Here is a 20,129-nt window from a genome sequence, read left to right on the forward strand (position 1 = left end):
CATTATCTCCTTTGTGCTTTTTCGGCAAGTTCTTTGCAAGAAATACATAGTCTTGATTCTGGGCGGACTTTTAGCCTTTCTGGGCTGATTGGCTCGCCACACTCCAAACACTCGCCATAAGTGCCATTTTCAATGCGTTCTAGCGCAGAGACTATTTTATTTAGGCTCTCTCTTTGTTTTAGCCCAATCGAATACTCAATCGTCAAATCCGTATCCATGCTAGCTACATCAATCTCATCTGTCGCGCCGTGCTCTCTAAGCTCTTCGATATCTTTTGTCGCGCTGTTGATATTAGCGCTTAGCTCGGCTTTTCTTTCTTCTAAAAGTTTTTTGTAAATTTTCAACTCACTTTTTTTCATTTTACCCTCACTTATGATATGGATGATTTGCATTTATACAAAGCGCACGAAAAATTTGCTCAAAGAGCATAAGCTTTGCAATTTTATGTGCCAAAGTTAGCTTTGTTAGGCTGATGATTTTATCGCATTTGCCCTTAAAATCATCGCTTAGCCCGTAAGCACCGCCTATGAAAAATGAAACCAAATTTTTCCCGTCTAAAATTTTAGCAAATTCCATACTATCAAGCTCTTCGCCCCTTTCATCAAGGGCGATATTATAACCTTTTAATCTAGGCATATAAACCTCGTCATACGCCCTAAGCGCGCTGGCTCTATCGATTGTCTGAGCCTTTGCGATACTAGCGTTAAAGAAAATTTCATCTTTTATGCTAGCAAATTTAGCCGACATTTTGCGATATTCGTTTAACTCGCTCGCAAATTCGTCGGTGCCTTTTTGTATAGAATTAACGATAATCTGCACTATTCGTCTTCTTCGCCGTGCGTATCAAATAGCCCCTCATCGCTACTATCATCGAGTTGGACTGGGGTATTTGTTAGCATATTTACCATATCGCTTAGATACTGACGCATTTGCGCTCTTGGCACGATAGCGTCGATTAATCCATGTTCTAGCAAAAATTCTGAGCGTTGGAAACCCTCTGGCAAATCTGCTCCGATTGTTTGTTTGATGACCCTTTGACCAGCAAAGCCAATCAATGCACCCGGTTCAGCGATAATAATATCGCCTAGCCACGCAAACGACGCACTAACTCCGCCCATCGTAGGATCTGTCAAAACAGAGATAAATGGGATTTTGTTTTCGCTTAAAATTTTAAGCGCAGCCGAAGTTTTGCTCATTTGCATTAGCGAATATGTGCTTTCTTGCATTCTAGCTCCACCGCTAGCTGAGACGATAATCAAGGCTTGCTTTTTATCAAGCGCGCGTTTGACGGCTCGCACGATTTTTTCGCCCTCTACCGAGCCAAGGCTTCCACCCATAAAATTAAAATCAAAAACGACCAATTGCACAGGTTGTTTTGAAATTTTGGCCTCGCCAGCGACGACAGCACTCGATCTACCTGTCTTTTCCTGCCCCTCGCTTATGCGTTTTTTGTATGATTTTTTATCAACAAATTTAAGCGGATCAACGGGTTCGAGGGTTTTATCACACTCTACAAACGAACCCTCATCACAGATTAGCGCGATTCGCTCATCTGCGCTAAAACGCATGTGATAGTTACATTTAGGACAGACATGGTGGTTTTGTTCCACCTCCTTAAAATACATCAAAGAAGCACAACCAGGACACTTAACCCAATGCGCAGGTGCCTCAGAAGCTTCTGGTTGGGCTCTACGAATCTTTGAAAACAAATCTCCAAAATTCATAATATTCCTTTAATTTTGCAAAATTAAACTTCTAATTCTAACCTATTTTTCTTTATTTAAATTTAAAATTTCGCTAGAATATAACCATGCAAGGATTTATATTAAAAGTCACAAAAATCAAAGACGAAGATTGTATAGTAGATGTGCTATGCGCTGACGCCTTGGTGCGCGCGTATCGCTTTTATGGTGCCAGACACCCAAATATCACACAAGGATACAAAATAGATTTTGAGCTAGTCTCAAACCAAAATTTCCTTCCGCGCCTAAGCAATGTCATGCACCTAGGATACGGCTGGCTCGCAAATAGAGAAAAACTCATTTTTTGGCAGCAATTCATCAGGCTACTGGGCGCGCATTTAAAGGACGCAAACGAGCTTGATAAATTTTACTATGAGCTTTTAAATTCCGCTGCTTCGCGCTTTGGCCGCCAAAATCCACGCCGAATAATTATCGAAAGTTACGCCAAAATTTTAGAATTTGAGGGTAGGCTTCACAGCGAGCCATTTTGTTTTTTATGCGATGAAGAGATTAGCGGCGCAGTATCACTCACACGCGGATTTTTGCCCGCTCACGAGCATTGTTTGCACCAAAAAGGCTTTAAATGGGGCGAAATTTTAGAATTTCTGCAAAATCAAAATTCGCTAAATTTAGAAGACGACGCAGTTGAAAGGCTGTATGCTATCACGCTTCAAGGCTTCTAAATTTCGGCTATTTACTTAGCTTTTTATACTCCGAGCATGAAATTTTATCACCCATAGCGCAGGCTCTGGCGTAGTAGTTTTTCGCCCCCTCGATATCGCTTTGACCTTGGAAAATAATGGCTAAATTTCGGCACGAAGTCGCGACATCTAGCTTGCAAAGTCTATCTGTGTAAAAAATCGCTGATTGGATATTTTCAGGCGTGCCTTGGGCTTTAAAATACAAATTCACCAAGGTTTCGCAAGAATCTTTATTGCCGTTTTTGCAGTCATTATCCAGCCTTGCCACAGCTTTTGTGTTTTCCAGCGTCACAAGGGCATTTTCGCAGTATTCATCCTCGCCATTTTTGCACAAAAACGCGCGAATTTCACTTAATCTTTTTTTGTTTTTATTCGAAGCAGAGTGCAATCTCTCAGCCCCTTTGCACGAAAGGACATTTTTTTGCTTACAGCCGTTTTCGTATAAATTCAAGGCTGCGTTTTTATCCGCCTTGATTCCAAGGCCGTTTTCTAACATTTGCGCGTAAGCTACGCAGGCATTATCGTGCTTTTTATCGCACGCTTTTTTAAAGAACAAAACCGCGCCCTCATCGTCTTTGGCAGTGCTTTGCCCCATATAAAGCAAAAGTCCCACCTCATAGCACGCCTGCGCGTCGCCCTTTTCGCACGCGATAAATTTCGTATCTTCGATAGCAAATAAATTTGAGAAAAATAAAAAGATTAAAATTAGTTTTTTCAAACTAACCCCTTTGAAGTGAAATTTGGGCTAAGCTTAGCCCAAATTTGTTAATAAATAGTTTTGATTACGACGCGTCTATTTGGTTTGAGACACTCTTTTAGCGCGGCACCTTTTTCGCCTGGGCAGAATTTGACCTGATCTGCCTCGCCCATGCCGATAGCTTGGATTTTGCTAGCTGGGATTCCATTTGCGATAAGTTCGTTTTTGACCATATTTGCGCGTTGTTGAGATAGAGTTTTGTTATAAGCGTCGCTTCCTAGCGGATCAGTGTAACCATAGACCTTAACGCTTCTGACCATATTTACATCGATATCTTTGGCGACAGCTGCGATTTTTTCGTGGCCCTCGGCTTTGAGATTGTCTTTGTCGAAGTCAAACAAAAAGTCAGATTCTAGCTCGACATTTTGGTTCGGTAGCTGCACAGGGGCTACATTGGCACAACCTTTTGGATTATAAAATGTGCTTCCTACGCGATAATCTTTGTCGTAGATGATTTTGAATTGGCAAATTTTATCAGGATCGCCAGCTTTTTTCTTTAAATTAAATACATAATCCCACTCTCTAACCGCATACAAGCCCTCTTGGTGGTGCGGATGACCGATTAGGAAATAGACTTGGTCTTTGCTCATACCTTTTTCTACTTTGCCCAAATTTTCGGCATTTGGGTGAGTTGGAGCGTCGATCCATGTTTTGTTCATATCCAGAAAGGTTACATCGTCCCATTGCATGACGCCGTCTTCTGGGATATTGTCGCTTACATGAGTGGTGCAACCACTAAAAAATAAAATTCCAGCCAAACTTAGAGCTGATAGTAATGATTTTTTCATTTTTTACCCTTTAAATTTAAAAAAAGCGAAACCGAAATTCATCGGTTTCGCACTAGGCTACCTTAGAAGTGGAAGCCCAAAGACGCGCCTGCGCCAATGTTGTCTTGTGTATCGACTGAGATAGATGATTTAAATACCCATTTACCATTGTCTGACATTTTTGATAGACCGATAGATAGAGCACCCTCATCTTGGTAATATCCAGTACCCACACTTAGCATACCCTTACCAGGGATTGTAGATTGTGGTAGGTTACCGATAGCGATAGCAGAAGCGATACCAGCCCTAGCCTCATCTCTAACATTGTCAATTTTTTTGTCCAAATTATCAATTCTTTGATTGATATTTGTTATGTTGCTACCCAAATGCTCGGCGATACCCTCGATAGCAGAGTATAGTTGTGAGCCGTTGATCGCATCGGTGCTGTCTTTGCTAATTAGACCAGGTGCGACATTTTGAATTCGGCGTGTTTGTGCTACACCTTTACTGTCTTTACCCTTTCCGACGCTGACTACACCTACGACTTCATCTCCGCCTGCAAATTCTTTCACGCCGATAGTAACTTCTTCGCCGTTTGCGTTTGTAGCTTTAACTTCTGCACTGTTGTAGCCTTTTGCGTTACCTTTTGTTCTAGTATTATCATCTGCTACATAAGCTGCATTATTACCGAAGAATAACGAGTTTTCAACTGTGCTAGTTACATTACTACCTAATACAAATGTATCTTTTGTAGATACATTGTTATTATTACCGACCACATAGCTTCCATCGGCTTCTAGTGTTACGGTATTTGGATCACCAAATGCACCTGAGTTGTTAGCATGGACTTCATTGCCAGTTCCGATAGAGATAGACTGAGCTCCACTAGCTTGTGCACCATTACCGATAGCGATAGATTGCTCGCCGCTTGCATTTGCATTATCGCCAACAGCTAATGATGATTTACCACTAGCGTCTGCTTGATAACCAATAGCTGTCGCATGTCCGCCACTGGCTGATGAATCGACAGTATTCTTTCTTTGTTCTTCTGGTTTGAAATTTTCATCTTCATTTGTATGGAAGTATTTAATACCTTGCTCGTTCATCTTAGAAATCGCAGTTACGACATTGTTTGTAACATACTCGCCTTTATCTTTGACATTGTAAGTTTTTAGTGTTACGGTATTGCCTTTTTCATCTTTTGTTTGAACTACATTTTTAAATGTATTGCCTTCCTCATCGGTGTAGTTTTCAACAGTGTAGTTACCAACTAGCTCTTTTAGTTGAGATACATTAACTGCATCAGTTGGAGCTGTGCCAGCTGCAACATTTTCTATTTTATTTCCGCCGACATCTACTTTATCGCCTGTGATATTTACATTGTTTTTATCACCAGTAATACTTATACTACCTTTATCCAAAGTAATATCTTTATTTAACGCCAATTCGTAGTTTGTGCTGCCGTCAGAATTTTTAGTTTCAATCATAGCCAAATTTTGTTCTCCATTTTTTAGAGAAACTGTATTTGGAGCCTTGATTTTACCTTCAACTTCTTTTAATTGAGATACATTGACAGCGTCATCATCGGCAGTTCCTTTTGCTACATTGTGGATTTGTTTTCCACCCATATCAACATTGTTTTTGGTTATAGTTGGACCATTTGCAATAGTCAAACCATCGTTGTTGATAGTAGTATCGCCAGCTTTAACACTTCCGTCTTTTCCTAGGTCAATATTTTGAGCGAGTTTAATGATCAAATCACCACCCTCATTAACAACGCCGATATTGCCGTTGGTTAGGCTATCTTTACCGGCTGTGTGGTTACCTTTGATATTTTGTTTTTCATTTAGTTTTTTAGCTACCTCGCCGTTATAATCGCCTTGGAATTTCAAGCCGTCTTCCATAGTAGCAACTTGCAATGTGATCTCATTACCAGTTTTGTTTTTAGTTTTGTAGATAATTCTACCTGGTTCTTCATTATCAAGCGTATCTTTACCCTTAGCTACTGTGATTTCGGCGTCTTTACCATCTTTACCATTGATACCGATAGTTCCCTCGCCATCTTTTGCTCCAACAGTTACACCTGGATTGCCATCTTTGTCGATAACTTCGATTTTACCATCTTCGCCAGGTTTTCCAGGTGTGCCATCGCCTTTTTCACCTATTGTTAGGTTATTAGCAAGTTTTAGGTCATAGGTGTTGTTGTCTTCACCGCCATGAGTAAGTTTTAGGTTACCATCTGTGTATTGACCAGGGGTCTTAGGTGCTTCTGTGCCACCATTGACAGTAAGATAAGTTCTATTACCCTCAGCTGCTGTTTTTAGTTGAGATACATTGACTGCGTCTGTATCAGCTTCACCAGGAGCTAAATTTGTAATCTTAACTGGTCCTCCGTTTTCATCACCAACTTTAATGTCTCCATTATCGTTGCTGATTTTTGCACCATCTTTGCCGAAGTAAATACTTCCAGCTTCTGTTAAATTTACATCCTTAGCAAGTTCAACAACTAGTTTTTCGCCATTATTGATAACACCAATGTTACCAGTAGTTAGTTTATCTTTACCAGCTGTATGAGTTCCTACTATATCTACTTGCTCATTTAATTTTTTAGCGATAGGGTCGTTAGTGCCATCTCGGTAATTACCCTCGAATTTCAAGCCGTCATTAAGCGTAGCGATAGTCTCTTTCTTGCCATCTTCTGTTGTATAGACAATTCTTGTTTTTTCGTTTGTCTCTTTTACACCAGGTTCGCCTTTTTCAAGAGTAATATCAGCTTTAACTGCGTCATTACCATCTTTGCCATTTAAGCCGATAGTTCCATTGCCGTCTTTTGCAGCGATAGTTACACCTGGATTGCCATCTTTGTCGATAACTTCGATTTTACCATCTTCGCCAGGTTTTCCAGGTGTGCCATCGCCTTTTTCACCTATTGTTAGGTTATTAGCAAGTTTTAGGTCATAGGTGTTGTTGTCTTCACCGCCATGAGTAAGTTTTAGGTTACCATCTGTGTATTGACCAGGGGTCTTAGGTGCTTCTGTGCCACCATTGACAGTAAGATAAGTTCTATTACCCTCAGCTGCTGTTTTTAGTTGAGATACATTGACTGCGTCTGTATCAGCTTCACCAGGAGCTAAATTTGTAATCTTAACTGGTCCTCCGTTTTCATCACCAACTTTAATGTCTCCATTATCGTTGCTGATTTTTGCACCATCTTTGCCGAAGTAAATACTTCCAGCTTCTGTTAAATTTACATCCTTAGCAAGTTCAACAACTAGTTTTTCGCCATTATTGATAACACCAATGTTACCAGTAGTTAGTTTATCTTTACCAGCTGTATGAGTTCCTACTATATCTACTTGCTCATTTAATTTTTTAGCGATAGGGTCGTTAGTGCCATCTCGGTAATTACCCTCGAATTTCAAGCCGTCATTAAGCGTAGCGATAGTCTCTTTCTTGCCATCTTCTGTTGTATAGACAATTCTTGTTTTTTCGTTTGTCTCTTTTACACCAGGTTCGCCTTTTTCAAGAGTAATATCAGCTTTAACTGCATCATTACCATCTTTGCCATTTAAGCCGATAGTTCCATTGCCGTCTTTTGCAGCAACAGTTACACCTGGATTACCATCTTTGTCGATAACTTTGATTTGACCATCTTCACCAGGTTTGCCGTTTTCACCTTTTTCACCTATTGTTAGGTTATTAGCAAGTTTTAGGTCATAGGTGTTGTTATCTTCACCGCCATGAGTAAGTTTTAGGTTACCATCTGTGTATTGACCAGGGGTCTTAGGCGCTTCTGTGCCACCATTGACAGTAAGATAAGTTCTATTACCCTCGGCTGCTTCTTTTAGTTGAGATACATTGACTGCGTCTGTATCAGCCTCACCAGCTTCGACATTGTGAATTTGATTTCCACCCATGCTAACATTGTTATCTGTAAGCTTGATAATTTTATCAGGGTCGGTATTATTAATGGTTAAGCCATTATTATTAACAAAAGTATTTCCAATTGTTAAATTTCCATCTTTTGTTAAATCAACAGCCTTAGCAAGTTCAATAACTAGTTTTTCACCATCATTGATAACACCAATGTTGCCAGTAGTTAGTTGATCTTTACCAGCTTTATGGCTTCCTACAACTTCAAGAGTTTCACCAAGTTTTTTGCTGATATTTTTATCAGTGCCTTCTAGGTAATTTCCACCAAATTTCAAACCATCATTAAGCGTAGCGATAGTCTCTTTCTTGCCATCTTCTGTTGTATAGACAATTCTTGTTTTTTCGTTTGTCTCTTTAACACCAGGTTCGCCTTTTTCAAGAGTAATATCAGCTTTAACTGCGTCATTACCATTTTTGCCATTTAAGCCGATAGTTCCATTGCCATCTTTTGCAGCAACAGTTACACCTGGATTACCATCTTTGTCGATAACTTTGATTTGACCATCTTCACCAGGTTTGCCGTTTTCACCTTTTTCACCTATTGTTAGGTTATTAGCAAGTTTTAGGTCATAGGTGTTGTTATCTTCACCGCCATGAGTAAGTTTTAGGTTACCATCTGTGTATTGACCAGGGGTCTTAGGCGCTTCTGTGCCACCATTGACAGTAAGATAAGTTCTATTACCCTCGGCTGCTTCTTTTAGTTGAGATACATTGACTGCGTCTGTATCAGCCTCACCAGCTTCGACATTGTGAATTTGATTTCCACCCATGCTAACATTGTTATCTGTAAGCTTGATAATTTTATCAGGGTCGGTATTATTAATGGTTAAGCCATTATTATTAACAAAAGTATTTCCAATTGTTAAATTTCCATCTTTTGTTAAATCAACAGCCTTAGCAAGTTCAATAACTAGTTTTTCACCATCATTGATAACACCAATGTTGCCAGTAGTTAGTTGATCTTTACCAGCTTTATGGCTTCCTACAACTTCAAGAGTTTCACCAAGTTTTTTGCTGATATTTTTATCAGTGCCTTCTAGGTAATTTCCACCAAATTTCAAACCATCATTAAGCGTAGCGATAGTCTCTTTCTTGCCATCTTCTGTTGTATAGACAATTCTTGTTTTTTCGTTTGTCTCTTTAACACCAGGTTCGCCTTTTTCAAGAGTAATATCAGCTTTAACTGCGTCATTACCATTTTTGCCATTTAAGCCGATAGTTCCATTGCCATCTTTTGCAGCAACAGTTACACCTGGATTACCATCTTTGTCGATAACTTTGATTTGACCATCTTCACCAGGTTTGCCGTTTTCACCTTTTTCACCTATTGTTAGGTTATTAGCAAGTTTTAGGTCATAGGTGTTGTTATCTTCACCGCCATGAGTAAGTTTTAGGTTACCATCTGTGTATTGACCAGGGGTCTTAGGCGCTTCTGTGCCACCATTGACAGTAAGATAAGTTCTATTACCCTCGGCTGCTTCTTTTAGTTGAGATACATTGACTGCGTCTGTATCAGCCTCACCAGCTTCGACATTGTGAATTTGATTTCCACCCATGCTAACATTGTTATCTGTAAGCTTGATAATTTTATCAGGGTCGGTATTATTAATGGTTAAGCCATTATTATTAACAAAAGTATTTCCAATTGTTAAATTTCCATCTTTTGTTAAATCAACAGCCTTAGCAAGTTCAATAACTAGTTTTTCACCATCATTGATAACACCAATGTTGCCAGTAGTTAGTTGATCTTTACCAGCTTTATGGCTTCCTACAACTTCAAGAGTTTCACCAAGTTTTTTGCTGATATTTTTATCAGTGCCTTCTAGGTAATTTCCACCAAATTTCAAACCATCATTAAGCGTAGCGATAGTCTCTTTCTTGCCATCTTCTGTTGTATAGACAATTCTTGTTTTTTCGTTTGTCTCTTTAACACCAGGTTCGCCTTTTTCAAGAGTAATATCAGCTTTAACTGCGTCATTACCATTTTTGCCATTTAAGCCGATAGTTCCATTGCCATCTTTTGCAGCAACAGTTACACCTGGATTACCATCTTTGTCGATAACTTTGATTTGACCATCTTCACCAGGTTTGCCGTTTTCACCTTTTTCACCTATTGTTAGGTTATTAGCAAGTTTTAGGTCATAGGTGTTGTTATCTTCACCGCCATGAGTAAGTTTTAGGTTACCATCTGTGTATTGACCAGGGGTCTTAGGCGCTTCTGTGCCACCATTGACAGTAAGATAAGTTCTATTACCCTCGGCTGCTTCTTTTAGTTGAGATACATTGACTGCGTCTGTATCAGCCTCACCAGCTTCGACATTGTGAATTTGATTTCCACCCATGCTAACATTGTTATCTGTAAGCTTGATAATTTTATCAGGGTCGGTATTATTAATGGTTAAGCCATTATTATTAACAAAAGTATTTCCAATTGTTAAATTTCCATCTTTTGTTAAATCAACAGCCTTAGCAAGTTCAATAACTAGTTTTTCACCATCATTGATAACACCAATGTTGCCAGTAGTTAGTTGATCTTTACCAGCTTTATGGCTTCCTACAACTTCAAGAGTTTCACCAAGTTTTTTGCTGATATTTTTATCAGTGCCTTCTAGGTAATTTCCACCAAATTTCAAACCATCATTAAGCGTAGCGATAGTCTCTTTCTTGCCATCTTCTGTTGTATAGACAATTCTTGTTTTTTCGTTTGTCTCTTTAACACCAGGTTCGCCTTTTTCAAGAGTAATATCAGCTTTAACTGCGTCATTACCATTTTTGCCATTTAAGCCGATAGTTCCATTGCCATCTTTTGCAGCAACAGTTACACCTGGATTACCATCTTTGTCGATAACTTTGATTTGACCATCTTCACCAGGTTTGCCGTTTTCACCTTTTTCACCTATTGTTAGGTTATTAGCAAGTTTTAGGTCATAGGTGTTGTTATCTTCACCGCCATGAGTAAGTTTTAGGTTACCATCTGTGTATTGACCAGGGGTCTTAGGCGCTTCTGTGCCACCATTGACAGTAAGATAAGTTCTATTACCCTCGGCTGCTTCTTTTAGTTGAGATACATTGACTGCGTCTGTATCAGCCTCACCAGCTTCGACATTGTGAATTTGATTTCCACCCATGCTAACATTGTTATCTGTAAGCTTGATAATTTTATCAGGGTCGGTATTATTAATGGTTAAGCCATTATTATTAACAAAAGTATTTCCAATTGTTAAATTTCCATCTTTTGTTAAATCAACAGCCTTAGCAAGTTCAATAACTAGTTTTTCACCATCATTGATAACACCAATGTTGCCAGTAGTTAGTTGATCTTTACCAGCTTTATGGCTTCCTACAACTTCAAGAGTTTCACCAAGTTTTTTGCTGATATTTTTATCAGTGCCTTCTAGGTAATTTCCACCAAATTTCAAACCATCATTAAGCGTAGCGATAGTCTCTTTCTTGCCATCTTCTGTTGTATAGACAATTCTTGTTTTTTCGTTTGTCTCTTTAACACCAGGTTCGCCTTTTTCAAGAGTAATATCAGCTTTAACTGCGTCATTACCATTTTTGCCATTTAAGCCGATAGTTCCATTGCCATCTTTTGCAGCAACAGTTACACCTGGATTACCATCTTTGTCGATAACTTTGATTTGACCATCTTCACCAGGTTTGCCGTTTTCACCTTTTTCACCTATTGTTAGGTTATTAGCAAGTTTTAGGTCATAGGTGTTGTTATCTTCACCGCCATGAGTAAGTTTTAGGTTACCATCTGTGTATTGACCAGGGGTCTTAGGCGCTTCTGTGCCACCATTGACAGTAAGATAAGTTCTATTACCCTCGGCTGCTTCTTTTAGTTGAGATACATTGACTGCGTCTGTATCAGCCTCACCAGCTTCGACATTGTGAATTTGATTTCCACCCATGCTAACATTGTTATCTGTAAGCTTGATAATTTTATCAGGGTCGGTATTATTAATGGTTAAGCCATTATTATTAACAAAAGTATTTCCAATTGTTAAATTTCCATCTTTTGTTAAATCAACAGCCTTAGCAAGTTCAATAACTAGTTTTTCACCATCATTGATAACACCAATGTTGCCAGTAGTTAGTTGATCTTTACCAGCTTTATGGCTTCCTACAACTTCAAGAGTTTCACCAAGTTTTTTGCTGATATTTTTATCAGTGCCTTCTAGGTAATTTCCACCAAATTTCAAACCATCATTAAGCGTAGCGATAGTCTCTTTCTTGCCATCTTCTGTTGTATAGACAATTCTTGTTTTTTCGTTTGTCTCTTTAACACCAGGTTCGCCTTTTTCAAGAGTAATATCAGCTTTAACTGCGTCATTACCATTTTTGCCATTTAAGCCGATAGTTCCATTGCCATCTTTTGCAGCAACAGTTACACCTGGATTACCATCTTTGTCGATAACTTTGATTTGACCATCTTCACCAGGTTTGCCGTTTTCACCTTTTTCACCTATTGTTAGGTTATTAGCAAGTTTTAGGTCATAGGTGTTGTTATCTTCACCGCCATGAGTAAGTTTTAGGTTACCATCTGTGTAAGTGCCGTCTGTCGGAGCGACTGTGCCACCATTGACAGTAACTTTTGTTTTATTACCCTCTACGCCTTTTTTCAACTGCCATACATTAACAGCATCAGTGTCATCTACGCCAGGTGCGACATTAGTCAATGTTACATTTTTATCATATATAGGCTCGCCCGCCTTGTTATATGAAACAAGAGTAATAGTGTCATTGTTATCACCACCTAGTTTGACAGGGACTTTCAAATCATAGTTTGTTGTCATATTATCATCGCTGCGTGTAGTAGCTATGATAACTGTGCCGTTTTTAGAAGTTACATTTGTATCTTTCGCGCTAAATTTAATGCCATACGCACTACTAGTTTCATTATTATCTTTGCTTAGCTCGACATACGAGATATCTACATTATCCCCAGCGATAAAGTCAAGACCAGTTTTATTATAATCCTCAGTGCCTACTGTGTGTTTGCCAAATGTAAGAGTTCCGTCATTGTTTGTGCCAGTGCCATTTTTGTCTATACCCACAGACCAAATTGTGCCAGCACCGCTCACTGCTCGTTTTAGTTGAGCGACATTGACTGCGTCTGTGTCCTCGCTACCAGCGGCTAAGCCTGTGATTTGGCGAGTGATATTTTTATCTATATTTCCGACTGCGATAGCATTTGCTGTGCCAATCCATACAGCATTATCAGGCATTTTTAAATTGTCCTTGCCTGCTGTTTTTGTTTGAACATCGTAGCCTTTATAAGTTCGGTTTTCATCGGAAGATGAAAGCGTAACTACATTATCTCTATTAGCTACCGAACCACTACCAAGCGCTATGGTATCAGCCACAGATACAGTCGCACCCTTGCCGATAGCAGCTGAATTCTCTGCCTTTCCCTCAATAATACCGCCTAATGCACCAAGTGCATTAGGAGCATAGACTTTCGAGCCATCGCCAAAAGCAGTTGAAAAATCGGCTGCCAATGAACCGTTATTATTCAAAATCCATTTTGCGATTTCTTTTCTTTGGTCTAAATCAGTAGCACCACTTTCGTTCCAAAGCCATTTTTCATCATTATCATATATGGTTACTATATTTCCTTCTTCATCTTTACCCTGCACAAAATAATAACCAGTATTAATCGTTACACTCGGATCTCCCGGAGAAGGCACTTTTTCGATTTTAATTTCAATAGTTACATCAGTGTAATCTTTACCACCATAAGTCACCGTGCCTGCACTTACCAGAGATTCTCTACCCCAAGCAGTCGAATTATCTCCTGCTGATTTAGTATGCGAACCCCAAGCGGTCGAACCTATACCGTAAGCCTCAGTATTAGAGCCCCAAGCAACGCTATTTTCAGAACTAGAAATAGTTCTGTAACCAAATGCAGTAGATTGGCTTCCTGTCGCTTGTGTTTCCATGCCAAATGCGGTTGCTCTCTTGCCACTAGCTATGGTTTGATGTCCCCAAGCAGTAGCTCTTGTTCCGCTAGCAATAGTTCTATAACCAAACGCAGTAGAATTGTCTCCACTAGCATTGGTTCCCTCGCCAAAAGCAGTAGCGTTTTTACCGGCGACTATTTTATTTATACTGCTCATCATCATGCCGCGATTCATATAATATAATTCGCCGTTTTCAGCTCTGCGATCCTTGCTACTTGCTTGCGCATCAAATCCTTCTACATAAGTACCATCTTCCTTCATAAGCACCCATGCCACAACTTCTGTACCATCTTTTAATTTGATTGTTTTTTGGATAGGAGTAACATCTTTATTATCATATTGATATTTTACTCCAGCATGCGTAGCTTCACCAAATGCAGTAGATTGATCTCCGCCAGCAATCGTATTAGAACCAAATGCAGTAGCATTTTGACCTCCTGCGACAGGCACAGAGGTTGTTTCCATGTGCGAACCTACTTCGATTTGAGCATCTTGCTCTAACTTGTAACCCCAATTATAAAAGTCTCTTCCAACGCAATCTTTGCCACCAGTTTTTTTACCATTTTCCACAAAATAAAATGCATAATTACTACAATCACTATGTGTTCCAATATATCCGCTTTGGTTATAACCTGCGCTTGCTTGATTATTAGAACGACGATAAATATCGTGTGTCTCATAATCAGCTACTTGTATTCTTGCTTCTTGCACATATCCACCAGCACTTACGCCTGTGCCCCAAGTCATAGCATTTTCACCAGTAGCAGTAGTTCCCATAAACGCAGTAGAGTTATCACCATTAGCTTGTGAATTTGCACCAATTGCTACGGCGTTTGTGCCAGTAGCTTGTGCAGAAGTAGCAGGAGCGCCTGCTACACCGTTTATGTGTATATATGGGCTTACTATTTTATCATCATCGATTCTTACGACTCTGTTGTCGCTAGTGATACTACCGCCACTTGGCAAATTCTCTATCACAGAGTATAGTTGGCTTCCATTTATTGCGTCTGTGCTAGCAGCAGAGATCAGACCAGCGGCGACATTTTGGATTCTGCGTGGAGCTGTGGCGTTGCCTATGCTCACTACGCCAGTAGGTATAGCACCTGCAAAGCTTAATTTGTTTGCCGCAATCTTTCCTATCGCGACAGAATTTGTAGAGTATGTATCCATACTAGCCGAGGTATCACCTGTCACATACGCTGCACCATCGCCAAGAAATACAGAATTTCCAATAGTAGTTTGGACATTATTACCCAAAATAAATGTTTTGTCGTCGCTGTCTTTGATTTTATTATTATTACCTATGGCATAGCTATCATCACCGTCGATATTGCTCGGATCGCCAAACACACCTGAGCGATCGCCAGTTACGGTATTATTGCTACCCATAGCAATAGAACTTTTACCGCTTACGGTATTATTAAAACCATGAGCGATAGATTTATTGCCATCTATGGTTACGGTATTACCAGAACCCACAGCGAAAGATTCCGACGCTAATGCTTTGTTTTCATAACCAAGAGCAGCTGATTTTTCAGCACCAGCTACATTTCTCATACCAGCAGCAACAGAATTTTTCTTAGTAGCGTTGTTTTCTGAACCCAGCACCATAGAATTCAAACCAGTCGCATTGTTTTCTGAACCGATAGCTAGGGTATTTGCAACCCAAGCCTCATTTCTGATACCAAATGCGGTTGAATTTGCATCCCACGCTATATTTCCTCCACCCACAGCAATAGCACCATTGCCATGAGCATAGTTTTTTAGACCTACGGCTGAACTAGTGTTACCATCTGCGGTATTTTCTAAACCGACGGTAATAGTATTTTCGTTTTTGTTTGTATTATAGTAACCAGCTGAGATAGAGAAGTTAGAGTCAAACATCCTATTGCGGTTACCTAATGCCATAGCATTTTGAGAGTGCTCGTCGATATAGTTTATTACACCGATTGCAGTAGAATTCGTGTCATAGACTTTATTTTCTACACCGATTGTGGTAGAGAGGTGACCCGCAGAGATATTGCTTACACCGATAGCGTTAGAGGCGATACCGCTAGCTGTATTTGTGAAACCTAGTGCATTAGAGAAAGTGCCTGTCGCAATAGAACTTTGACCGATAGCCATGGAAGCCAAACCACCAGATAATGTAGCTAAATAACCAACATTATTTTTCCAAGCAATTTTGCCATCGTTATTAAATGCGCTTTGTAGCATATTTGTTCTTTCGGATGCAACACCGTTTCCACCAAGCTCTTCTATATACGCTGTGATTAAATCGTATTTATTATTCGGATTATCAGTTCTGTTGTTGTCTTGTTCTTTACCAATATCATCACCACCGATAGCGATAGAGCCATACCCGATGGCGACAGTATTAGCACCAAGTGCAATTGTTTGCGAACCGATAGCCTTAGCTTGCGTTCCGATAGCTACGCTTTGCCCAGCATTATCAGATCTTTTTGATAAATCTTTTGCGATAGCTAGGTATCCAATAGCGACATTACCTTGCCCGGTTGCACCACCATCAGCCAAAGACTGTGCGCCTATGGCGACCGCTCCTTTGCCAATGGCATTAGCTCCGCCAACTTCTATTTTCCTTATTGCTTTGCCATTATCATAAACTTCATAACCACCTAAATCTCCGTTATTATATAAGCCATATTCAGTCCTATCTCCACCACCGATAGCTACGGTTCCGGCATCTTTTGCAAATGTATTTTTACCTATGGCTGTGCTTCTGTCACCCGAAGCTTGTGCCTTGCTACCAAGAGCGATAGTATTATCGGCAGCAGCTATCGAATTGTGACCTATTGATACCTGATCATCTCCACTACCCTTAGCAATATAAGCAACGGAAGAAATGTTACCGCCAAGTAATGTGCCGTTATTTTTATTATTATCTATAAACTGATTGATATTCTTAGTTACCTCTTCGGCATTATCACCAACCCAATATCTCCTATGATTTACCATATCGCCGTTATTATTGCCATCCGCATAATTTTCTCCACTGATAAAAGAATAGGTTCGAAGTAAATCTGCGCGTTTGGTTCCACTTACGATTCCGTCATCTCCCCTAGTAGCACCATCTTGATATAAATCTAAATCTCTATCCAAACCACCGACTTTAACAAATCCACTAGCAGTTTGATAACCTAAATAGTAATAAGTCTTTGTCGCAGTGCTTAGACCCATGGCTTGCATTTCTGCTTGTGTATAAGCCTTGGCTACTAATTTTGTCAATTCACCACTATTGATATAGCTGGCAATAATTTTAATTTGTGCCGTATCGCTTCCTCCAGCCTGAGCATCTTTGCCGACTGCAACAGCATTATTTGACTCCACAGTAACACCATCGCCGAATGCAATGACTCCCTCACCCGAAACTACCTGATTTTCACCATCTATAATATTGCGAGCATACAGACCCTCTGGTGCAAATGGCGCACTGATAGCCACTATCGTAGCTAGCGACATAGCCAGCCGTCCCAGAGCAGGCGCGCTCGCTATCTTGCCAATGCTTGAAAAAATCGTGCTACCGAACCCCTCGCGCACAGTTTTTTCGCCACTGTGTCCCTTAGCGATCTCGCTAACGACCTTGACGCCGTGTGAGCTCCTTTTGAGCTTATAGACCTTGTTCATGAAAAACTCCTTTTTTCTGCGAACTTAATCGCAAAATGTGATAAATAACTCCGTATTTTAACTCTTTAAAAATTAAACGAAGTTTAATTACACATTTGTAAAGGATAAAATTTATCGCCGTTTTTTTTTGCGCCGTCTTTGGGGGAAATTTGGGGGGTTGTGAGTGCGAGAATTTTCGCTCGATATGTCATTTTTGAGAATTTGCCTAATCTGTCATTGCGAGCGTAGCGAAGCAATCCAGAAAAATTTAGAGAGAATTCTAAAAATTTGTCAAAATTCATTTGATAATTTGAAATTTATCTGTGAATTAAAATTTTTTAGAATTTCCCTGGATTGCTTCGTCGCTTCGCTCCTCGCAATGACAAATCAGGCGAATTTTGATATACTTTACAAAAAATGAAGGCAAAAATTTGAAACAATACTTCGTTTATATCCTTTTTAACGAACGAAACGGCACTTTGTATATCGGCGTAACAAATGATTTAAAACGCAGAATCTACGAGCACAAAAACAAAATTTTCAAAGGTTTTACCGAAAAATATGGCGTGGATAAACTCGGGTATTTTGAGAGTTGCGATAGCGTAGAGAGTGCGATTTTGCGCGAAAAACAGCTAAAAGGCGGAAGCAGAAAACAAAAACTAGCTTTGATTGAAAGCGTAAATCCATTTTGGAAAGATTTGTATTATGAGATTTGAATTTTGTCATTGCGAAGCAATTTTTGCTCGATATGTCATTGCGAGAAATACGAAGTATTTCGAAGCAATCCAGGGAAATTTAAAGAGAATTCGAAATTTATAAAATTTATTTGATAATTGAAATTTATTGGAATTTCTCTGGATTGCTTCGTCGCTTCGCTCCTCGCAATGACAAATCAAGGCAAATTTACTTTGCTTTTGCAATGACAATAGCATACAAAAATCTCGGGGCAGTGTTTAGAAGTTGCGCTAGCGGAAAAAAATGCGAAATAAAAAAGCCTAGACGCAAGGTCTAGGCAAAGGGGGAAATGAAATTTAAATTTCAAACAAAATTTCAAGTAAAATTTTAAGCTATAAGCCCAAAATTTTAATCGTAAATTTAAACAAAATTTCAAATAATCAAAATTTCAATCACAAATTTAAGCGACCAAAATTTAAAACAAAAATTTGAATAATCAAAATTCCAATCGCAAATTTAAATAACTAAAATTTCAATCATAAAATTTAAAACAAAAATTTAAATAATCAAAATTTCAATCAAAATTTCAATCAAAAATTTAAAAAACTAAAATTTAAACAATCAAAATTCACAATCAACGCAAATTTAAATCATCAAATTTCAAGCCAAATTTAGCCAAAAAGCTTCCTCATCGCCTTGAAAAACAGCGCAGTAATCGGGTTTGACTTGCCAGTAATGCGCACAATCCAGCTCTCATAAGTCTCGCCTTGTTTTTTGAGATACTCGTTTAGCAGCGCCTCGCTAGCCTCCATACCGCCTTGCTCCTCTGCGGCGAGAAGCTTTTTATACAGCGGTTCGACGATGTCGATAGCAGCGCGTGGCGGGGCTTTGCGATAGGCTGTGTATTCGACAATCTCGCCTGTGGCGGGGTCTTTTTTAGGGATAAATTCGGTCATGACCCAGTAGTAACTGCCGTCTTTGGCCATATTTTTGACGACTGCGACGAAATCGCGACCCTTTTGGATTGTATCCCACATGAGCTTAAACGCGATTTTTGGCATATCTGGGTGGCGGATTATGTTGTGTGGCTGACCGAGTAGCTCCTCGACGCTATACCCGCAAATAGCGCAAAAATACACATTGCCAAATGTGATGATACCCTTAGGATCGGTGCGCGAGACGATATACCTGCCCGGATCTAGCTTGATTTCGTTGTTTTTAGGGGTTGGTCTTGGCATTTTTTTCCTTTACGATAAAATTTCTCTCAATTTTACAAAGTGATTTATAAAATTTAACTTAAAATAAAAAAACAACAATAATATTATGTGAAAAATTTAAAATTCAGGCAGTTTGAGTATCTCAAATGGTGCGATGAAACCCTGCGCGAAATCCGTGAAAATCGCTGTTTGCGCCTGAGAAAGAGCGCACGAAAACACAGCCCCTGTGTCGGTGAAATTTAGCGTGTAAGCGAAATTTTGCTTTTTCATAAAGTGCTCAAATTTCGCAATTTGCGCAAACGGCACGAAAAATTCGCAAGGTTTTTTGAGCTCGTATAATACTAGCTCGCTCGCATTTATCGCCAAATTTACAGCCCCACCATACGCGCGCACTAGCCCGCCAGTGCCTAGCTTAATCCCGCCAAAATACCGCACCACAAGCACAGCCGTGTCAATCAGACCTGCGCCACGAAGCGCATTTAGGCACGATGGCCCGCTCGTGGATTTTGGCTCGCCGTCGTCGCTTTGGTTCTCGACGATTTGAGAATACTCATTTAGCGCTCGATACGCCCAGACGATGTGGCGGGCTTTGGGGTGTTCGTCTTTTAGTCGCTCACGCACGCGCTCAAACTCGCCTAACGGCACCAAATGCGCGATGAAATTTGACTTTTTGACCTCTAAATTCGCGCTAAATTCGCGCTGTATGATATACATTTTCGCCTTTTTGATTAAATTTTAAATTTTGAATTT

The 20,129-nt window shown here is 39.7% G+C and carries 10 protein-coding genes; 2 read left to right on the forward strand and 8 right to left on the reverse strand.

Annotation, left to right across the window (positions count from 1 at the left end):
- Positions 1-2: 2 nt before the first annotated feature.
- Genes dksA through accD form a run of 3 tightly spaced genes read right to left on the reverse strand, consistent with a single transcriptional unit; the run spans position 3 to position 1,724 of the window.
- Positions 3-359: an RNA polymerase-binding protein DksA gene (dksA, locus tag PF027_RS06045; protein ID WP_270859227.1), complete on the reverse strand. Its 357-nt coding sequence runs from the start codon at positions 357-359 to the stop codon at positions 3-5.
- A 7-nt stretch (positions 360-366) separates the two neighbouring features.
- Positions 367-819, reverse strand: coding sequence for a 23S rRNA (pseudouridine(1915)-N(3))-methyltransferase RlmH (locus PF027_RS06050; RefSeq protein ID WP_270862535.1), 453 nt, complete (start codon positions 817-819; stop codon positions 367-369).
- Positions 819-1,724: an acetyl-CoA carboxylase, carboxyltransferase subunit beta gene (accD, locus tag PF027_RS06055; RefSeq protein ID WP_270862534.1), complete on the reverse strand. Its 906-nt coding sequence runs from the start codon at positions 1,722-1,724 to the stop codon at positions 819-821. Before accD ends, PF027_RS06050 begins: the two co-directional genes overlap by 1 nt.
- Positions 1,725-1,810: 86 nt before the next feature.
- Between accD and recO the strand changes: the two genes are divergently transcribed.
- Entirely contained in the window at positions 1,811-2,425 is a 615-nt protein-coding gene (gene recO / locus PF027_RS06060; protein WP_270872505.1) for a recombination protein RecO, read from the forward strand.
- 7 nt (positions 2,426-2,432) lie between these two features.
- Here recO and PF027_RS06065 read toward each other — a convergent pair whose 3' ends face one another.
- The 3 genes from PF027_RS06065 to PF027_RS06075 form a co-directional block, all read right to left on the reverse strand.
- On the reverse strand, positions 2,433-3,161 hold the full coding sequence (locus PF027_RS06065; RefSeq protein ID WP_270866607.1) for a tetratricopeptide repeat protein: 729 nt from the start codon (positions 3,159-3,161) through the stop codon (positions 2,433-2,435).
- Between the two features lie 47 nt (positions 3,162-3,208).
- Positions 3,209-3,988, reverse strand: a complete 780-nt coding sequence (locus PF027_RS06070) for an OmpA family protein (protein WP_270865344.1) — start codon at positions 3,986-3,988, stop codon at positions 3,209-3,211.
- A 62-nt stretch (positions 3,989-4,050) separates the two neighbouring features.
- Positions 4,051-17,508 (reverse strand): YadA-like family protein, encoded by a 13,458-nt coding sequence (locus PF027_RS06075; protein WP_270877237.1) that lies wholly within the window; start codon positions 17,506-17,508, stop codon positions 4,051-4,053.
- A 410-nt stretch (positions 17,509-17,918) separates the two neighbouring features.
- Between PF027_RS06075 and PF027_RS06080 the strand changes: the two genes are divergently transcribed.
- Entirely contained in the window at positions 17,919-18,203 is a 285-nt protein-coding gene (locus PF027_RS06080) for a GIY-YIG nuclease family protein (RefSeq protein WP_270872749.1), read from the forward strand.
- Between the two features lie 630 nt (positions 18,204-18,833).
- Here the strand turns inward: PF027_RS06080 and PF027_RS06085 are convergent.
- A complete protein-coding gene (locus PF027_RS06085; protein ID WP_270859968.1) occupies positions 18,834-19,400 on the reverse strand; it encodes a PAS domain-containing protein in 567 nt (188 codons plus the stop codon).
- A 96-nt stretch (positions 19,401-19,496) separates the two neighbouring features.
- Positions 19,497-20,093, reverse strand: a complete 597-nt coding sequence (locus PF027_RS06090; RefSeq protein ID WP_270877238.1) for an IMPACT family protein — start codon at positions 20,091-20,093, stop codon at positions 19,497-19,499.
- Positions 20,094-20,129 lie beyond the last annotated feature (36 nt).

It is taken from the genome of Campylobacter sp. VBCF_01 NA2, from assembly GCF_027797205.1.
Taxonomy (GTDB): domain Bacteria; phylum Campylobacterota; class Campylobacteria; order Campylobacterales; family Campylobacteraceae; genus Campylobacter_B.